Origin of the sequence: Streptococcus infantis, from assembly GCF_047464415.1 — a bacterium.
Classification (GTDB): domain Bacteria; phylum Bacillota; class Bacilli; order Lactobacillales; family Streptococcaceae; genus Streptococcus; species Streptococcus infantis_AE.
Window position 1 is genome coordinate 1 of sequence record NZ_JASHBX010000004.1, and the last position, 16,305, is coordinate 16,305.

Here is a 16,305-nt window from a genome sequence, read left to right on the forward strand (position 1 = left end):
GGATTCGAACCCGTGTTACCGCCGTGAAAAGGCGGTGTCTTAACCCCTTGACCAACGGACCGGAGTTGTTATTTTCAACTCTTACTATTATACCGACTTTTCTTACTTTGTCAACACCTTTTTTTAATTTTTTTTTAGAAGTCTTGTAATGTTCCCTTCAGCTCTCTGAGAAGGGCTTTGCGGCCTTTAAATCGTTCGTCTGCCCAGAGGCGTTCATAAGCTTCTTGCTTATCTTCTGGTAATTTTCTTCTATAAGTATCCAGCAATTCATGAAAGGCGTAGTAATCATCCAACCACAATCCTCCTTCTGGTAGTCGATGGCTAATTTCTCCTACTTCTTCATAGGCCATCCGGTCTAGACGACGCTTTTGACTCTCTTGTTTTCTGACACTATCAAGGATTCGATTGCGAAATTTTGTTTTGAAGTAGACGTAGAGTTTCTTTTCTTCTTCCACCAGTTCTGGATGCTTTTCTATAAGTTCATGGAGACAGATCAGTCCTTCTTGGTCCCAATCCTCTTTCTCCCACAGGTGGAGATAGTAGTCTTTTCTACATTTATGAACAATTCCTTTTACCTTTGCATAATATTTCTCAAGCATTTGCTTTCCCCCTTTCTCTGCTTGTAGTATAGCAGAGAAAGGGGGAAAGAGGGGCCATCGTTCCTATCTTGTGTTTTTTCAAGTCCAAGGTGTATCAGGAAGCATGAATACTGACATGTGAGATTAAAAAAAGACAAAGATTGGAATCCTTGTCTTTTAGCTTATAAACGTATTAGCGAAACAGATCTACAATGGTATCCCAAACTGTCTGAGCTTTTTCTTTAATCTTAGCATCTGAAATAGCTTTTCCTGCTTCATCGACCAGATTTTGCGCCCGTCCACGAATGTCTGATAGTATATCATCAGACTGTGCACTAGTATCACTTGTAGTTTGTTTAGGTGTATTTTCTGGTGCAATACCATTCATTTTATAAGCATTTTCAACTGTAAAGGTGCTACCTGGTGTATATGGTAGGATTGTTTCCGCCATACTTCTAAAAATGTGAGCAGCACCATTCGAAGTCGAACCTGCTAGATAATGATTTTCATCAGTAGTAGGGAAACCAAGCCAGTGACTAATCACTAAATCAGGGGTATAGCCAATCACCCATTGATCACTGGTATATTCTGGGTTAAAGGCTGCCTCTGTTGTTCCTGTTTTTCCTGCCATGACATAATTATCTGGAGATGAACTGACCCCTGTACCATTTGTAAAAGTACCTAACATCATACTGGTCATTTTATCAGCTACCGATTTGTCAACCACTCGTTTTTGAGTATTTTTATGAGTAGCAATCACTTGACCACTAGCATTTTCAATACGGGTGATAAAGTGAGCATCCGGCATGAGTCCTTCATTTGCAAACACTGCGTAGGCTTGGGCCATTTGAAGAGGGTTCGTTTCTACGCCACCACCTAAAGCTACTCCAAGCACACGATCTACATCGCTCATGTCGAGACCAAACTTTTCACCCGCTTCAAAGGCTTTATCAATTCCAAGTTCTTTAACAGTAGCTACTGCAGGTAAATTTAGAGATTTAGCCAAAGCTTGATACATGGGTACTTCTCGTGATGTCTTGATTCCTGCGTAGTTGTCTACTTTATAATCACCATATTGCATGGTATGATTATCCAACTCCTTATTAAGAGACCAACCCGCTTCAACCGCTGGTGTATACACTATCAAAGGTTTAATAGTAGACCCTGGACTTCTTTTGGATTGGGTTGCATAGTTAAAATTCCTGAAACCTGTCTTATCATCCCCTGCCACTCGACCAACAACTCCTCGAACTCCACCCGTTTTTGGCTCCAAAGCGACACTACCAGACTCTGCATGTGTCCCATCTTCAGCTGTCGGAAAGAGCGAAGTATTTTGATAGATAACCTGCATATTTGCTTGGTAATTTTGATCTAGCTCCGTATAAATTCGATAACCGTTATTAACGATTTCTTCCTCTGTTAGATTATACTTTTCAATAGCTTCATTAACAACTGCATCAAAATAAGAAGGATAACGGTAGTCTGATATTTTCCCTTCATAACTATCTTTCAATTGAGAAGCCATATCAACACTTGCTGCTTCTGCTTCCTTATTTTTATCAAGGTAGCCGGCAGCCACCATATTTTGTAAGACAGTATCTCTTCGATTAGTTGAATGCTCAATAGAATTCAGAGGATTGTATAATTCTGGGCCTTTAAGCATACCTGCTAAAGTGGCGGCTTCATCAAGAGTTAATTCTGATGCCGAAACTCCAAAGTACTTCTTACTAGCATCCTCAACACCCCAAACTCCATTACCGAAGTAGGCATTGTTCAAATACATGGTTAGAATTTCTTTTTTACTGTATTTTTTGGTTAATTCTAAAGCAAGGAAGAATTCTTTAGCCTTTCTCTGAACAGTTTGGTCTTGTGAAAGATAAGCATTTTTCGCTAACTGTTGGGTAATTGTAGAACCACCACCCGAGCGACCAGCTGTTAGGATAGCTAGGAAAAAGCGACTATAGTTAATTCCGCTATTTTTATAGAAGCTTCTATCTTCTGTCGCAATAACAGCATTCTGCAAATCTTCACTAATTTCCGAAAGTTCAACATAGGTCCCTTTTTGGCCTGACAAGGCACCAGCCTCATTCTCTTCTCTGTCAAAAATCACCGTTCGTGTTTTCAAAGCATTCTGCAAGTCTGTAACATTTGTCGATTTAGCCAAGGCAAATAGATAGACCCCAACAAACAAGCTTGCACTTAGTCCGAGAATTAGAAAGATTTTTGTCAGATGATAGCGACGCCAAAATTTTCGAATGGGGCCGACTTGCCCAGATTTCTTTCGCCCACCTCTTGACCGTCTTAAATTAGTCGAGTTATTTTCTTCATTATTAGCTTCGTCGATTTCTATTTCTTCCATTTCAGCTTCATCTTTCTTAAATAAAGAAAGAAATTTTTCAAATAATGTATCTAATTTCATGCGTTTATTTTATCATCTTCCCCATAGGAAGACAAGAATTTAGCTAGTTTCTCTATCCAAATAATCTATTTTTTGTTACAATATCTGTATGAAATTTACCTTTGTTATCCCTGACTCTCTTCCTGAAATGACTGTCAAAATCTTCTTGGAGGAGCAACTACTCATTCCGAGAAAAATACGGCATTTCTTGAGAATTAAAAAGCACATTCTCATCAATCAAGGAGAAGTCCATTGGCATCAAACTGTCAAAGCCGGAGATGAATGTCAACTGATTTTCGATGAGGAAGATTATCCTACAAAAGAAATTGTTTGGGGGAATCCTAATCTTGTCCAAGAAGTCTACCAAGACCAACATTTGATTATCGTTAACAAACCTGAAGGTATGAAAACTCACGGTAATCAACCAGATGAGATTGCTCTTCTCAACCATGTCACCGCCTATGTAGGCCAGACTTGCTATGTCGTTCATAGACTAGACAAAGAAACAAGCGGACTCGTACTATTTGCTAAAAATCCATTTATACTGCCCATCCTCAATCGATTATTGGAGAAAAAAGAAATCTCCCGCGAATACTGGGCTCTGGTTGAGGGAAAAATAGGAACTAAAGAGCTTGTCTTTCGAGACAAAATCGGTCGCGATCGTCACGATCGTAGAAAACGGGTGGTGGATTTCAAAAATGGTCAATATGCTGAAACTCATGTAACTCGATTGAAGCAATTTCAAAACAAAACTAGTCTTCTTCGCTGTCGATTAAAAACAGGACGTACTCATCAGATTCGAGTTCATCTATCTCACCACGGACATCCAATCCTTGGAGATCCTCTCTACAATCCACATTCCAAAGCTAGCAGACTAATGTTACATGCATTTAAACTATCCTTTGTCCACCCTCTGACCTTAAACAAATTAAGCTTTACTGCGCTATCAGACACATTTGAAAGAGAATTAAACCAAAATGGATGACACTATCATCCATTTTTTCTTATAGATACAAAAAAAGCAAGACCAGTTGGCCTTGCTTTTATCAACTCAAGAATTATTTAGCGATTTTAGCGAAGTATTCAAGAGTACGTACAAGTTGTGCAGTGTATGACATTTCGTTGTCGTACCATGAAACAACTTTAACCAATTGTTTACCGTCAACGTCAAGAACTTTAGTTTGAGTTGCGTCAAACAATGATCCGTAAGACATACCTACAACATCTGAAGATACGATTGGATCTTCAGTGTAACCGTATGATTCATTGGCTACTGCTTTCATAGCTGCATTCACTTCATCAACAGTAACGTTCTTTTCAAGAACAACTACCAATTCAGTTACTGAACCAGTTGGTGTAGGAACGCGTTGTGCAGCTCCGTCAAGTTTACCGTTCAATTCTGGGATTACAAGACCGATAGCTTTAGCAGCACCAGTTGAGTTAGGTACGATGTTAGCAGCACCAGCGCGAGCACGACGGAGGTCACCTTTACGGTGTGGTCCGTCAAGAATCATTTGGTCACCAGTGTAAGCGTGGATAGTAGTCATCAATCCTTCAACAACACCGAAGTTATCTTGAAGAGCTTTAGCCATTGGAGCCAAGCAGTTTGTAGTACATGAAGCACCTGAGATAACTGTTTCAGTACCGTCAAGAACGTCGTGGTTAGTGTTAAATACAACTGTTTTAACATCTGATCCACCAGGAGCAGTGATAACAACTTTTTTAGCTCCACCTGGGTGCAAGTGTTTTTCAGCAGCTGCTTTAGTAGCAAAGAAACCAGTTGCTTCAAGAACGATTTCTACACCGTCGTTAGCCCAGTCAATTTGTTCTGGATCACGTTCAGCAGAAACTTTAACGAATTTACCGTTAACTTCAAATCCACCTTCTTTAACTTCCACAGTTCCGTCGAAACGACCTTGAGTTGTGTCATATTTCAACAAGTGTGCAAGCATAACTGGATCTGTAAGGTCGTTGATGCGAGTAACTTCAACACCTTCTACGTTTTGGATACGGCGGAAAGCAAGACGACCGATACGTCCGAAACCGTTAATACCAACTTTAACTACCATTAGTGATTTCCTCCTTATGAAAATCATGAAAATTTTATTGTGAAAAGAGTAACTTGAATCACTACAAATCACCTTTCAACATACCTATTATATAACTATTTGAGTTTAATTGCAAGCGCTGGCCTTGTTTTTCTGATAAGCTTTGGTAATATTTTCATTTCTTTACTTAGCCTCGCAGCCTACTCCAATTCTATGCATTTCTTAATAAAAATATATTCTCTAAGCATAAAAAACCGAGGTTTACCCTCGGTTTTGGCTGATAATCAATTATTTACGGCGTCCTGGTCTTTCTTTGTAACCATAGTAAGCATCTTCGATGATTTCTTGCATATGGTCAACCATTGGAAGACGTGGGTTTGCAGGTGAACATTGATCTTCATAAGCAAGGAAGGCCAATTCACGTGAATGTTCTTTCCATTCTTTTTCGTCAATACCTTGTGCTTTGAAGTTCATTTGGATACCTACGCGCTCACCAAGTTCGTAGACAGCTTTTGCGTAAGATTCCACCCCTTCTTCTGGTGTAGAAGCTGGAAGTCCAAGCATACGAGCGATATCTTGATATTTCTCATCTGCACGGTAGTAGTTGTACTTAGGCCATGTAGCTGCCTTAGCTGGGCGAGTACCGTTGTAACGGATAACGTATGGAAGCAAGATCGCATTTGTACGTCCGTGAACTGTGTGGAATTGCGCACCAATCTTGTGAGCCATTGAGTGAGAAATACCTAGGAAGGCATTGGCAAAGGCCATACCAGCGATTGTTGAAGCGTTATGCATTTTCTCACGTGAGTGGAAGTCTGCATTCTTAACTGAGCTTTCAAGGTTTTCGAATACAAGTTTGATTGCTTGAAGAGCAAGTCCATCAGTATAGTCGCTAGCCATTTGTGATACGTAAGCTTCAGTTGCGTGAGTCAATACGTCCATACCAGTATCTGCAGCAACAAATCCAGGAACTGTCAATACCAAAGCAGGGTCTACGATTGCCACAGTTGGTGTCAATGAGTAGTCAGCGATTGGGTATTTACGGTTGTTTGCTTTATCAGAGATAACGGCAAATGGAGTTACTTCAGATCCTGTACCAGATGTAGTTGGGATAGCGATGAATTTAGTTTTCTTACCAAGCAATGGGAATTTGAAGGCACGTTTACGGATATCCATGAATTTTTGTACAAGGTCACGGAAGTCCACTTCTGGTTGTTCGTAGAAGAGCCACATTACTTTAGCAGCATCCATTGGTGATCCACCACCAAGAGCGATGATTGTATCTGGTTTGAAAGAGCGCATAATCTCAGTACCACGTTCAACTGTAGTGATATCTGGATCTGGTTCTACATCTGCAAAGATTTGGTAAACAACCTTATTGCGACGAAGGTCAAGTTGTTCGATGATACGATCAAGGAAACCAAGCTCTACCATAGCGTGGTCAGTAACGATCATGACACGCTCAACGTCACGACATTTTTGAAGGTATTGAATTGAATCACGTTCAAAGTATGTTTTTGAAGGAAGTTTCATCCATTGCATGTTATTTCTCCGTCTTCCGACTTTTTTGATGTTCAAGAGGTTAATGGCGCTAACGTTATCCCCAACTGAGTTACGTCCGTAAGAACCACATCCGAGTGTCAATGATGGCAAGAAGGCATTGTAAACGTCCCCGATACCACCGAAAGTAGAAGGTGAGTTACAGATAACACGAATAGCTTTAACAGCTTTACCAAATTCTTTAGTCAATTCTTCATCGGCAGTATGGATGGCTGCTGAGTGCCCAAGACCGTTAAATTCAACCATTTGACGAGCTTTAGCAATACCATCTTCACGGCTTTCAGCTTTCAAAACTGCGATAACTGGTGACAATTTTTCACGAGTTAATGGCTCGTTTTCACCAACTTCTTTACATTCTGCAGCAAGAATGTTTGTTCCTTCTGGAACAGTAAATCCTGCTTGTTCTGCAATCCAAGTTGCTGGTTTACCAACGATGTCAGCGTTCAATTTTGCACCAGCACAGTTTTTGCTATTTGCTTTTACGCCGAAGCAGAACTCTTCAAGAAGAGCTTTTTCTTTTTTGTTTACAAAGTAAGTGTGGTAAGATTTGAACTCTGCTACAAATTCATCGTAAATTTCTTTATCAATGATAACCGCTTGTTCAGATGCACAGACCATACCGTTATCAAATGATTTAGACATTACAATATCGTGAGCAGCTTGGCGGATGTTAGCTGATTTTTCAACATATGCTGGTACGTTTCCGGCACCCACCCCAAGAGCTGGTTTACCACATGAGTATGCCGCTTTAACCATGGCATTACCACCTGTTGCAAGGATTGTTGCAACACCTTCGTGGTTCATCAATGCGCTAGTTGCTTCCATAGATGGTTCAGTAATCCACTGTACACAGTTTTCAGGAGCACCTGCTTTAATCGCTGCATCACGAACGATTTGAGCTGCGTGAGCTGATGATTCTTGAGCTGATGGGTGGAATGCAAAGACAATAGGATTACGAGTCTTCAATGAAATCAACGCTTTAAAGATTGCTGTTGAAGTAGGGTTTGTTGTTGGAGTGATACCACAAACAACACCAACTGGTTCAGCGATAAGAGTCAATCCTGTTACATCATCTTCTTCGATAACACCAACTGTTTTAGTGTGGCGCATGTTGTTTACTACGTGCTCACAAGCAAATAGGTTTTTAGTTGCTTTATCTTCAAATACTCCACGTCCTGTTTCTTCAAAGGCATGTAAAGCCAATTCTCCGTGAGCATCAAGTGCTGCAACTGAAGCTTTTGCTACGATATAATCGACTTGATCTTGGTCGAGTTTACGCATTTCTTCAAGGGCAACTAAAGCTTTTTGCACCAAACCATCGACATGCTTTTCAGCAGCGAGTTTCTTTTCTTCTGGTGTTACAGTTTTTTTATCAGCCATATTTTCCTCCATAGCTTTCAAGGATTGTAAGTCCTTTGTTAATTTTTTCACAAGTTTATTATAACTCTTTTTTAAACGTTTGTAAACAGTTTCATAGACATTTCACAAACTTTTTTTATTTGCTTGTGAAAACAATTTCAAATATATTCACACATGCACTTTTCCGCTTAAAGTTTGTGAATTATTCCGTAAAAGTTTTATTTTTCACAAACTTAGTTGTAAAAGAGTCTTGTAAGCAGTTTTTATTTCCATGTAAGCGCTTTCTATCGTTCTGGAAGAATACCTCCTTCTAGGAGGAGGTTATTGTACTTGTTGAAATAAACCTTGTTTGAAGTCCCCTTCATAGACTACTTCTTGTTCGGTAGTCAGTTTTCCTTTTCCTTCAGCTTGGCCATTTACAAAGTCTCCCTCATATACCCAACCTGCTTTAGCTTGGTAGGTACCTTTACCATTGAAGGCACCATTGCTAAATTCTCCAGTATAGGTATCACCGTTTGAGAAGGTAACAGTGCCCTGACCATTCATCTTACCATGAACTAGGCTCCCGTCATAAATAATAGCATCGTTATCAAGCTTAAGAACGCCCTGTTTTGGAAGATTGGTCAGAAATACGAGACCTGCACAGACAACAATGACGATCACTGTCGCAATTTCTAAACGGGGACGTGTTAAATAGACACTATATTTTTCATAGAGTTTTTTTAAATTTTCCATGTTCACTCTCATTTTCTAAGCGACTTAACCAAGCCTGGCAACCAGTTAAAACTCGGTCATAAGTTTCTTCAAAATCACCTGTATACCAGGGATCTGGAACGCTTTCAGATGCAAAAGGCTGTATCTTGTATTGTTGATCCTGTGGACACATCTGACGCAAATCAGCGAGATTAGACTCATCCATCCCAATGATATAGTCAAAATACTCAAAATCTTTTTTAGAAATTTGTTGGGAAGTTTTTGAAATATCATAGGGAACGCCATGACTTCGAAAGATGCCTTGCGTCCCTTTGTGGATTGGATTACCGTGTTCCCAGGAAGAAGTCGCACGACTTTGAATCTCATATTTATCGGTCAGGGATTTCATTACAAATTCCGCCATAGGACTACGACAAATATTGCCAAGACAGACAAAGACAACTTTTTTCATCATTGTTCCTCTCATTTATAGAAAAACGGGAATGCATTCCACCCCGTTTTATTCTTCAATAGCACTGCCTTCTTCGATAACTGCACCTTCAGGTGTGACAGCTTCTTTGACTGGCAAAACTGTTCTAATTGCACCTAATTCGAAAGTCAAGTATACTCCGTCTACATCAAGTACAATCGTTTTGTTTTCAGTATCAACTTCGTCGACTGTACCGTAGAGACCACCGATAGTGATTACTTCGTAGCCTTTTTGAAGTTTGTTGAGGCTCTCCATACGTTTTTCAGCTTGTTTTTTTTGAGAACGTTGCATGAAGAACATCAAGCCAAACATCAAAACAAGCATAATCAAGAATGTTAAATTCCCACCCATTATTTTTTCTCCTTTGTAATTCAGATAAAACTACTATATCAAATTTCACTTGTTTTTACAAGATTGCACCTTGATTTTAGGTCAATAAAAAACCAGAGCAAATGCCCTGATTTTTCTTATTTCAAGCTGTTTACAAGTTCTACTAAGTTTTCAACTGTAAATCCATATTCTGCTAAAACTTTTGGTGCTGGGGCAGATGCTCCAAAGGTATCAATACCAAGAACTGCTCCATCAAGACCAACGTATTTATACCAGTTTTGAGTTGCTCCCATTTCGACTGCTACACGGCGACGAACTGCATTTGGTAAGATTTCTTCTTTGTAGGCTGCATCTTGTGCATCGAAGACATCTGTAGATGGCATGCTGACTACGCGAACTTTGCCACCTTGACTTGCCAATTCTTTAGCAGCTGCAACAGCCAGATTAACCTCTGAACCTGTTGCAATCAAGATAGTGTCAAAGTCAGTTGCATTTTCATAGACAACATAAGCACCTTTCGCAACCTTATCAAAGTCTGTTCCTTCCTCAACAGTCAAGTTTTGACGAGTCAAGACAAGGGCAGTTGGTGTTTTCTCGCCCTTCACTGCTTGATACCAAGCTGCTTGAGTTTCACGCGCATCTGCTGGACGGAAAACATTGAGGTTTGGAATCGCACGAAGACCTGCCAAGTGCTCAATTGGTTCATGAGTTGGACCATCTTCTCCAACTGCGATTGAATCGTGGGTGAAGACATAAGTTACAGGAAGACCTTGTAGAGCTGACAAGCGTACAGCCGCTTTCAAATAATCTGAGAATACGAAGAATGTTCCACCATAAACTCGAAGTCCACCGTGAAGAGCCATTCCGTTCAAGACAGTACCCATTGCAAATTCACGAACACCAAACTGGATGTTACGATTTAAGCGATTTGCATCATCTTGAAGTCCATCAGTTTTGATGTAAGTCATATTTGAATGAGCAAGGTCAGCTGATCCACCGAGGAAGGTTGGCAATTTAGCAGCTACTACATTCAAAGCATCCTGGCTTGAGTTACGAGTTGCTTGAGAGAAGCCATTTTCTAAAGCTGGGAAGTCTTCTGGAGTCAATTCAACTGGATCGCGCCCTTCGATGATTGCTTCCACTTCTGCAGCAAGTTCTGGGTGAGCTTCTTTGTAATCTGCGACTAGTTTTGTCCATGCTTCGTATGCTGATGCACCACGGTCTGCAACATTTTCTTTGAAATCAGCATAAACTTCTGCCGGGATTTCAAATGGTTCGTAGCCCCAACCAAGGGCTTGGCGAGTTGCTGCAGTTTCGTCTGCACCAAGAGGAGCACCGTGTACGGCATTAGTCCCTTGTTTGTTTGGAGAACCATATCCAATAACAGTTTTCACTTCGATCAAAGATGGTTTGCCTGAAGCCTTAGCTTCTTCAATAGCAGCATGAATAGCTTCTAAGTCTGTTCCATCTTCTACCAAGGCTGTATGCCAACCGTAGGCATTGTAACGATCGCGAACACTTTCTGTGAATGAATCTTTTGTCTCACCATCCAAGTTGATATCATTTGAATCATAAAGAACAACCAACTTGTCAAGCTTTTGCAAGCCTGCATAAGAAGCAGCTTCACTTGAGACACCTTCCATCAAGTCACCATCTCCACAGATAACGTAAGTGTAGTGGTCAAAGATGTTATAACCTTCACGGTTGTACTTAGCTGCAAGGAAACGTTCTGCTTGTGCAAAACCTGTCGCAGTCGCAATCCCTTGTCCTAGAGGGCCTGTTGTTGCATCAACCCCTGCTGTATGACCAAATTCTGGGTGACCTGGAGTTTTAGAGCCCCATTGACGGAAGTTCTTTACCTCATCCATGCTCACATCTTCAAAACCAGAAAGGTGAAGAAGGGCATAAAGAAGCATTGATCCGTGACCAGCTGAAAGAATGAAACGGTCGCGGTTAATCCAGTTTGGTTGAGCTGGATTGATACGAAGTTCTTTAGTGAATAGGCTGTATGCCATCGGTGCAGCTCCCATAACCACCCCTGGGTGACCTGAGTTCGCTTTATTGATAGCGTCAATACCTAGAAAACGAATCGCATTAACAGATAGATTTGACATAGAATTTCCTTTCTCTTTGAGGTGATAGGTCTATCACATATTCTATTTGTACTATTATATGAAAATTATCCGTATCGTGCAACATACGGATAACCTCCAGAAAAAATTTTTATATTAAAGCAAGGCTTTGAATTGGATATTTGAGTCTTGTTCGAAGCAGTCATCAAAACCACGTGGGTGATGGTATTCTATTAAGTGTTGGTCTTGAGGATAAGTGTATTTACCACCAACTTCCCAGATAAATGGATGAAAATCGTATTGCAAGCGATCTTTTCTCATTTTCCAAAGTTCTAGGATTTCATTGGTAGAAGCCATGAAGTTAGACCAGATATCATAGTGAACTGGAATAATGACTTTTGCACGTAGATTTTCTGCCATGCGAAGAAGGTCGATAGATGTCATTTTATCTTGGATACCTACTGGGTTTTCACCATAGTTATTCAAAGCAACATCAATTTTGAAGTCTTTACCATGTTTCGCAAAGTAGTTAGAGAAGTGAGAATCCGCACCATGATAGATGGTTCCACCTGGTGTTTCAAAGACATAGTTAACAGCCTTTTGAGCCATTTCTTCATCTGTAACAGCCAACCCAGCAAGTTCACCACCTGTTTCGTCAGCTCCATTTACTGGTAGAGTTACCAAGCAAGTACGGTCAAATGATTCTACTGCATGAATCTTCATGTCTTTTAGTTCGATAGTATCACCTGGCTTCACAACGATGATTCGTTCTTTTGGAACACCCCAGCCTTCCCAGATTTGTCCACAATGGTAAGGACCGATAAACTTAACATGATCTAACTTAGGATTGTTGAGAATCGCTGCAGCTGTGTATGGGTCGATATGGTCACTGTGGAAGTGTGAAACCAAGTAGTAGTCGAGTTCGTTGATAGCAAATGGATCAATAACCATTGGCTGAACACGCAAGTTTGGTTGCAACTTACGAACACCTGCCATATTTGCCATTTGGTGCCCACGAACCATATCTTTCACTTTTTTGGTTGATTTTCCACGGTTTGACCAAAGGTCCATGACAACGTTAGCACCGCCTGGTGTTTTAATCCAAGTACCACAGTTGCCTAGCCACCACATGGCGAAGTTACCTTCAGGCACGACTTCTTCTTCGATTTCTTCATTCAACCATGTTCCCCACTCTGGGAAAGTAGCTAAAATCCATGATTCTCTTGTAATTTCTTTTACGTTTGGCATTTGAAATCCTCCATATTTTGTTCAAGTATTTATTTCATACTTAGTATAACACCGACCGATATATTAAAAAAGACCAAGAAAAACACAGGTTTGTGTTCATCATTGGACTGTGATGTTTATGATTCATCTAAAAAAGCTTGGATGACTAATTCTTGGTTGATTAAAAGTTGAATTTCTTCTTGTAATTTTGCCGCTGCATGTTTATCCGGTATATAGGTGCCAATAATGGTTGAGAGATTATCCTTAAAAGTGCGACCATCTTTTCGAAGGACCTTGTTCTTCATAAAGTCTGTTATGCGTAAAATATCTTCTGCCTCAAGTATAGGATTTACCTTTAAAACTGGGAAATGACTCTCAAGTTCATCGTTGGTTGTGATTAGTAAATCAACCTGAGTAATATCCTCTACACTTTTGAACTGCTCAGTTGTAAAGACTGCCCCTATCTGTTCATTTGGAAGATAGAATCGACACTGTTTGAGTAAAAGTTTAGAGACGCCCACTCCTTCATCACACACAATATAAATCTTCTTGGTATTGTTTTGAATCGATGGAGTATACTTTAAAAAACCTCCAACATGAATGGTCAAATAGGCAATCTCATCATCCGTCAATCGAATCTGCCAAGCTTCTTCTAACACTTCTGCACATTTTTTTGTAATTACGAAAAGTTCACTATACTTAGAACGAATCTGACGTGTCAAAGGATTTTTTGAGAAAATACCATAGTTCTTTCTGAATAATAGCGCCTTACAATGAATCACAAGATTCCTCAATAAGTCTTCTTTCTGTTCAATCTCCATTCTGGTTTGGGATTCAAAATACCAAATAAACTCTTCTAAAGCCATTCTCAAATGCTGAAAATCTTTACTTTCTGCATGGATGTCTCGATCTTTTCGATAGGATAACAAAAGAATGGCTAACAGAGATCTATCTAATTCTGAAAATGAGATTCCAAATGTTTCAAACAAGCGCTCTCCTAGTTTTTTGGATACCTGATATTCAATTCTCTTTCGAATCAATGAAAACTCTTGCTCAATTTCTTGGTGTTTGTCCTGATTACGAGTAACAGTATCACATCCAAGTAGCAGATAGGGGAGGACCTGTAACATAAAAGTGACTTCGTGATGGTTTATTTTTTTCCCCAAATCCTGCTCAACCAATGGAACCTGTTTTTTGAGAAATTGATTGACCTCATCGGAAAGAAGCATCTCACCGTCTAATCGTTCTTTGATTTTTTCCTCTAAAATAGCAACAAAGGCTGGATTTTCCTCCATAAAGATATGATAGAGAAGGGATTGAAGATACTGGATTTTATTAAGAGGATGTGCATTTAGATAGTAACCGCGAGATTTACTAACTTGAAGCGTTACTTGATACTGCTCTAGTGTCAGCTGGTAACGAATAGTATTTAAATCATTTAGGACCGTATTTCGAGATACTTCTGTTAATTCCATGAGTTTTTCAAGAGTGATTCTCTCTTTAGAAATACCAATCAGAAGGAGCATCAGCTGCATCCGCTCGTTGGCACTCATGATGTAATCATAAGAATCAACCTCGTCTAATAATTGACGACAAGCTTCTCTTTGTTCATCTGTCAAGTAAATACCAATCCGAGGCAGACTGATGATATGCAAATTCTCATCGTCCAAAGCATCATTGATTTTATCAATGTGATAGTAGATTTTTCTTCGAGATTGAGCTAGATCTTTTGAAATCGTCATAATCGTTTTGGACGTTTCTTGATCCATCAAATATTGAAGCAAGTCACAGCTCGCCTTATCTAAAACCATAATTCATACTCCTCTATTTGTCAATCGCTTCCAAAACAACTTTATAATGGTATCACATTCGTACAGACTTTGCAATTATATGCTGTAAACTCCGAACAGTGGATACTGACAACTACAAAAGCGAGGCTTGGATCGAAAGCTCCTAGCCTCTTTTCAATTCAATTTCTTATTTCTTTTGACCGTAATAAGCATTTGGTCCATGTTTACGTTGGTAGTGTTTTTCTAGGATGTACTGAGGGGCAGGTTCAACTCTTGGATTGATTTGCTCTGTAAAGCGATTCATCTTAGATACTTCCTCTAATACAACAGAGTGATAGACAGCATTCTCTGGGTTTTTGCCCCAAGTGAATGGACCGTGATTACGTACGACAATCCCTGGTACTTCAACAGGGTTGAGACCACGACGTTCAAACTCTTCTACGATAACTAGACCAGTGTCTTTTTCATAGGCTACTTCTACTTCATCCTTGGTCAAACTACGAGCGCAAGGGATTGAACCGTAGAAATAATCCGCATGGGTTGTTCCATAGAAAGGAATATCACGACCTGCCTGAGCCCAACCAACAGCTTCAGTCGAATGGGTATGGACCACACTAGCAATCTCTGGCCAAGCCTTATATAACTGCACATGAGTTGGAAGATCAGAAGATGGTCTTAAATCTCCTTCTAGAACCTTGCCATCCAGGTCAGTTACCACCATATTTTCAGGTGTCAATTCGTCATAATCTACACCTGATGGTTTGATAACAATGACACCGAGTTCGCGATTGACTTCCGATACATTGCCCCAGGTAAATTTAACAAGTCCATGTTTTGGCAATGATTGATTGGCATCACAGACTCGTTTACGCATATCATTAATTACTTGATTCATCTTACATCAGACCTGCTTTCTTAATAAGTGGGTAGAGAAAGGCTTGGGCCTCTTGAATGGCTGCGCGTGTCTCTTCTACAGTTTCACAATTTTCAGACCACATTTCGATTAGGAAAGGACCATTATAATTGGTTTGCTTTAAAATATCGAAAGCTTCTTCCCATTTGACACAACCTTGCCCAAAAGGTACATCTCGGAACTGGCCCTTTGAACTTTCTGTCACTGCATAAGTATCCTTGAGATGGAGAGCTGCGATGGCATGATGGCCGAGATAAAATTCACTGTAAACATCATTATGCCATGCAGACACATTCCCAATATCTGGATAGACAAAGAGGTATGGAGAGTCAATTTCTTTCTCTATAGCCAAGTATTTTTCGATGCTATTGACGAAAGGATCATCCATAATTTCAATAGCAAGTACCACCTGAGCTTCTTCAGCCCAGTCACAAGCTTTTCTCAAATTTTTGATAAAACGTTGGCGTGTCTGGGGTGACTTTTCCTCATAGTAAACGTCGTAACCAGCTAATTGAATCGTACGAACTCCCAAATCTTGAGCTAATTCGATACATTTTTTCATGAGTTCCAGAGATTTTTCCTCTAGAACTGGATCATTTGATCCCAATGGATAACGACGATGACCTGAAAAACAGATAGAAGGAATACGAACTCCAGTCTCATAGATCGCTTTGACAATATCCAAGCGCTCGTCCTTACTCCAGTCAAGTCTGGCTAAACGTTCGTCACGTTCATCAATAGACATCTCGACAAAATCAAAACCTAACTCCTTGGCAAAATTTAAACGTTCTAGCCAAGTAAAGTGGGTCGGGGTTGCCTTTTCATAAATTCCAATTGGACGTGCCAT

The 16,305-nt window shown here is 40.1% G+C and carries 13 protein-coding genes; 1 reads left to right on the top strand and 12 read right to left on the bottom strand.

What is annotated here, in order from left to right:
* Positions 1–134: 134 nt before the first annotated feature.
* Both QM460_RS03090 and pbp2a read right to left on the bottom strand, forming a co-directional pair.
* The gene (locus QM460_RS03090) at positions 135–599 is read right to left on the bottom strand and encodes a sigma-70 family RNA polymerase sigma factor (protein ID WP_414289215.1); all 465 of its coding nucleotides are present in this window, start codon (positions 597–599) and stop codon (positions 135–137) included.
* 172 nt (positions 600–771) lie between these two features.
* A complete protein-coding gene (pbp2a, locus tag QM460_RS03095; protein ID WP_414289216.1) occupies positions 772–2,997 on the bottom strand; it encodes a penicillin-binding protein PBP2A in 2,226 nt (741 codons plus the stop codon).
* An 88-nt stretch (positions 2,998–3,085) separates the two neighbouring features.
* Between pbp2a and QM460_RS03100 the strand changes: the two genes are divergently transcribed.
* Positions 3,086–3,961 carry an RluA family pseudouridine synthase gene (locus QM460_RS03100; RefSeq protein WP_414289217.1) on the top strand — a complete coding sequence of 292 codons (876 nt, stop codon included), beginning with the start codon at positions 3,086–3,088 and terminating at the stop codon, positions 3,959–3,961.
* 73 nt (positions 3,962–4,034) lie between these two features.
* On the opposite strand, the gene gap is transcribed toward QM460_RS03100, so the two are convergent.
* From gap to QM460_RS03150, 10 genes are all read right to left on the bottom strand, one after another.
* Positions 4,035–5,045, bottom strand: coding sequence for a type I glyceraldehyde-3-phosphate dehydrogenase (gene gap / locus QM460_RS03105; RefSeq protein WP_045762475.1), 1,011 nt, complete (start codon positions 5,043–5,045; stop codon positions 4,035–4,037).
* A gap of 267 nt (positions 5,046–5,312) precedes the next feature.
* Complete coding sequence (gene adhE / locus QM460_RS03110) at positions 5,313–7,964, bottom strand: bifunctional acetaldehyde-CoA/alcohol dehydrogenase (RefSeq protein ID WP_414289289.1); 2,652 nt, start codon at positions 7,962–7,964, stop codon at positions 5,313–5,315.
* A gap of 300 nt (positions 7,965–8,264) precedes the next feature.
* Positions 8,265–8,678 carry a hypothetical protein gene (locus QM460_RS03115; RefSeq protein WP_414289218.1) on the bottom strand — a complete coding sequence of 138 codons (414 nt, stop codon included), beginning with the start codon at positions 8,676–8,678 and terminating at the stop codon, positions 8,265–8,267.
* Complete coding sequence (locus QM460_RS03120) at positions 8,653–9,108, bottom strand: low molecular weight protein-tyrosine-phosphatase (protein WP_414289290.1); 456 nt, start codon at positions 9,106–9,108, stop codon at positions 8,653–8,655. Before QM460_RS03120 ends, QM460_RS03115 begins: the two co-directional genes overlap by 26 nt.
* Positions 9,109–9,156: 48 nt before the next feature.
* Positions 9,157–9,477 (bottom strand): preprotein translocase subunit YajC, encoded by a 321-nt coding sequence (gene yajC / locus QM460_RS03125; RefSeq protein WP_000509386.1) that lies wholly within the window; start codon positions 9,475–9,477, stop codon positions 9,157–9,159.
* Positions 9,478–9,593: 116 nt separating this feature from the next.
* Positions 9,594–11,570, bottom strand: coding sequence for a transketolase (tkt, locus tag QM460_RS03130; protein WP_414289219.1), 1,977 nt, complete (start codon positions 11,568–11,570; stop codon positions 9,594–9,596).
* A 114-nt stretch (positions 11,571–11,684) separates the two neighbouring features.
* Positions 11,685–12,776 (bottom strand): L-ascorbate 6-phosphate lactonase, encoded by a 1,092-nt coding sequence (gene ulaG, locus QM460_RS03135; RefSeq protein ID WP_223140422.1) that lies wholly within the window; start codon positions 12,774–12,776, stop codon positions 11,685–11,687.
* A gap of 116 nt (positions 12,777–12,892) precedes the next feature.
* A complete protein-coding gene (locus QM460_RS03140) occupies positions 12,893–14,566 on the bottom strand; it encodes a BglG family transcription antiterminator (protein WP_414289220.1) in 1,674 nt (557 codons plus the stop codon).
* Positions 14,567–14,732: 166 nt separating this feature from the next.
* Positions 14,733–15,440, bottom strand: coding sequence for an L-ribulose-5-phosphate 4-epimerase (locus QM460_RS03145; protein WP_075230987.1), 708 nt, complete (start codon positions 15,438–15,440; stop codon positions 14,733–14,735).
* A 1-nt stretch (position 15,441) separates the two neighbouring features.
* Positions 15,442–16,305, bottom strand: coding sequence for an L-ribulose-5-phosphate 3-epimerase (locus QM460_RS03150; RefSeq protein ID WP_414267816.1), 864 nt, complete (start codon positions 16,303–16,305; stop codon positions 15,442–15,444).

What these genes read in the sequence shown, in the direction of transcription:
- QM460_RS03100 (WP_414289217.1), top strand. Translation starts at nt 3,086, where the DNA reads ATGAAATTTACCTTTGTTATCCCTGACTCTCTTCCTGAAATGACTGTC.
- adhE (WP_414289289.1), bottom strand. Translation starts at nt 7,964, where the DNA reads ATGGCTGATAAAAAAACTGTAACACCAGAAGAAAAGAAACTCGCTGCT.
- yajC (WP_000509386.1), bottom strand. Translation starts at nt 9,477, where the DNA reads ATGGGTGGGAATTTAACATTCTTGATTATGCTTGTTTTGATGTTTGGC.
- tkt (WP_414289219.1), bottom strand. Translation starts at nt 11,570, where the DNA reads ATGTCAAATCTATCTGTTAATGCGATTCGTTTTCTAGGTATTGACGCT.
- QM460_RS03120 (WP_414289290.1), bottom strand. Translation starts at nt 9,108, where the DNA reads ATGAAAAAAGTTGTCTTTGTCTGTCTTGGCAATATTTGTCGTAGTCCT.
- QM460_RS03150 (WP_414267816.1), bottom strand. Translation starts at nt 16,305, where the DNA reads ATGGCACGTCCAATTGGAATTTATGAAAAGGCAACCCCGACCCACTTT.
- QM460_RS03145 (WP_075230987.1), bottom strand. Translation starts at nt 15,440, where the DNA reads ATGAATCAAGTAATTAATGATATGCGTAAACGAGTCTGTGATGCCAAT.
- QM460_RS03140 (WP_414289220.1), bottom strand. Translation starts at nt 14,566, where the DNA reads ATGGTTTTAGATAAGGCGAGCTGTGACTTGCTTCAATATTTGATGGAT.
- QM460_RS03090 (WP_414289215.1), bottom strand. Translation starts at nt 599, where the DNA reads ATGCTTGAGAAATATTATGCAAAGGTAAAAGGAATTGTTCATAAATGT.
- gap (WP_045762475.1), bottom strand. Translation starts at nt 5,045, where the DNA reads ATGGTAGTTAAAGTTGGTATTAACGGTTTCGGACGTATCGGTCGTCTT.
- pbp2a (WP_414289216.1), bottom strand. Translation starts at nt 2,997, where the DNA reads ATGAAATTAGATACATTATTTGAAAAATTTCTTTCTTTATTTAAGAAA.
- QM460_RS03115 (WP_414289218.1), bottom strand. Translation starts at nt 8,678, where the DNA reads ATGGAAAATTTAAAAAAACTCTATGAAAAATATAGTGTCTATTTAACA.
- ulaG (WP_223140422.1), bottom strand. Translation starts at nt 12,776, where the DNA reads ATGCCAAACGTAAAAGAAATTACAAGAGAATCATGGATTTTAGCTACT.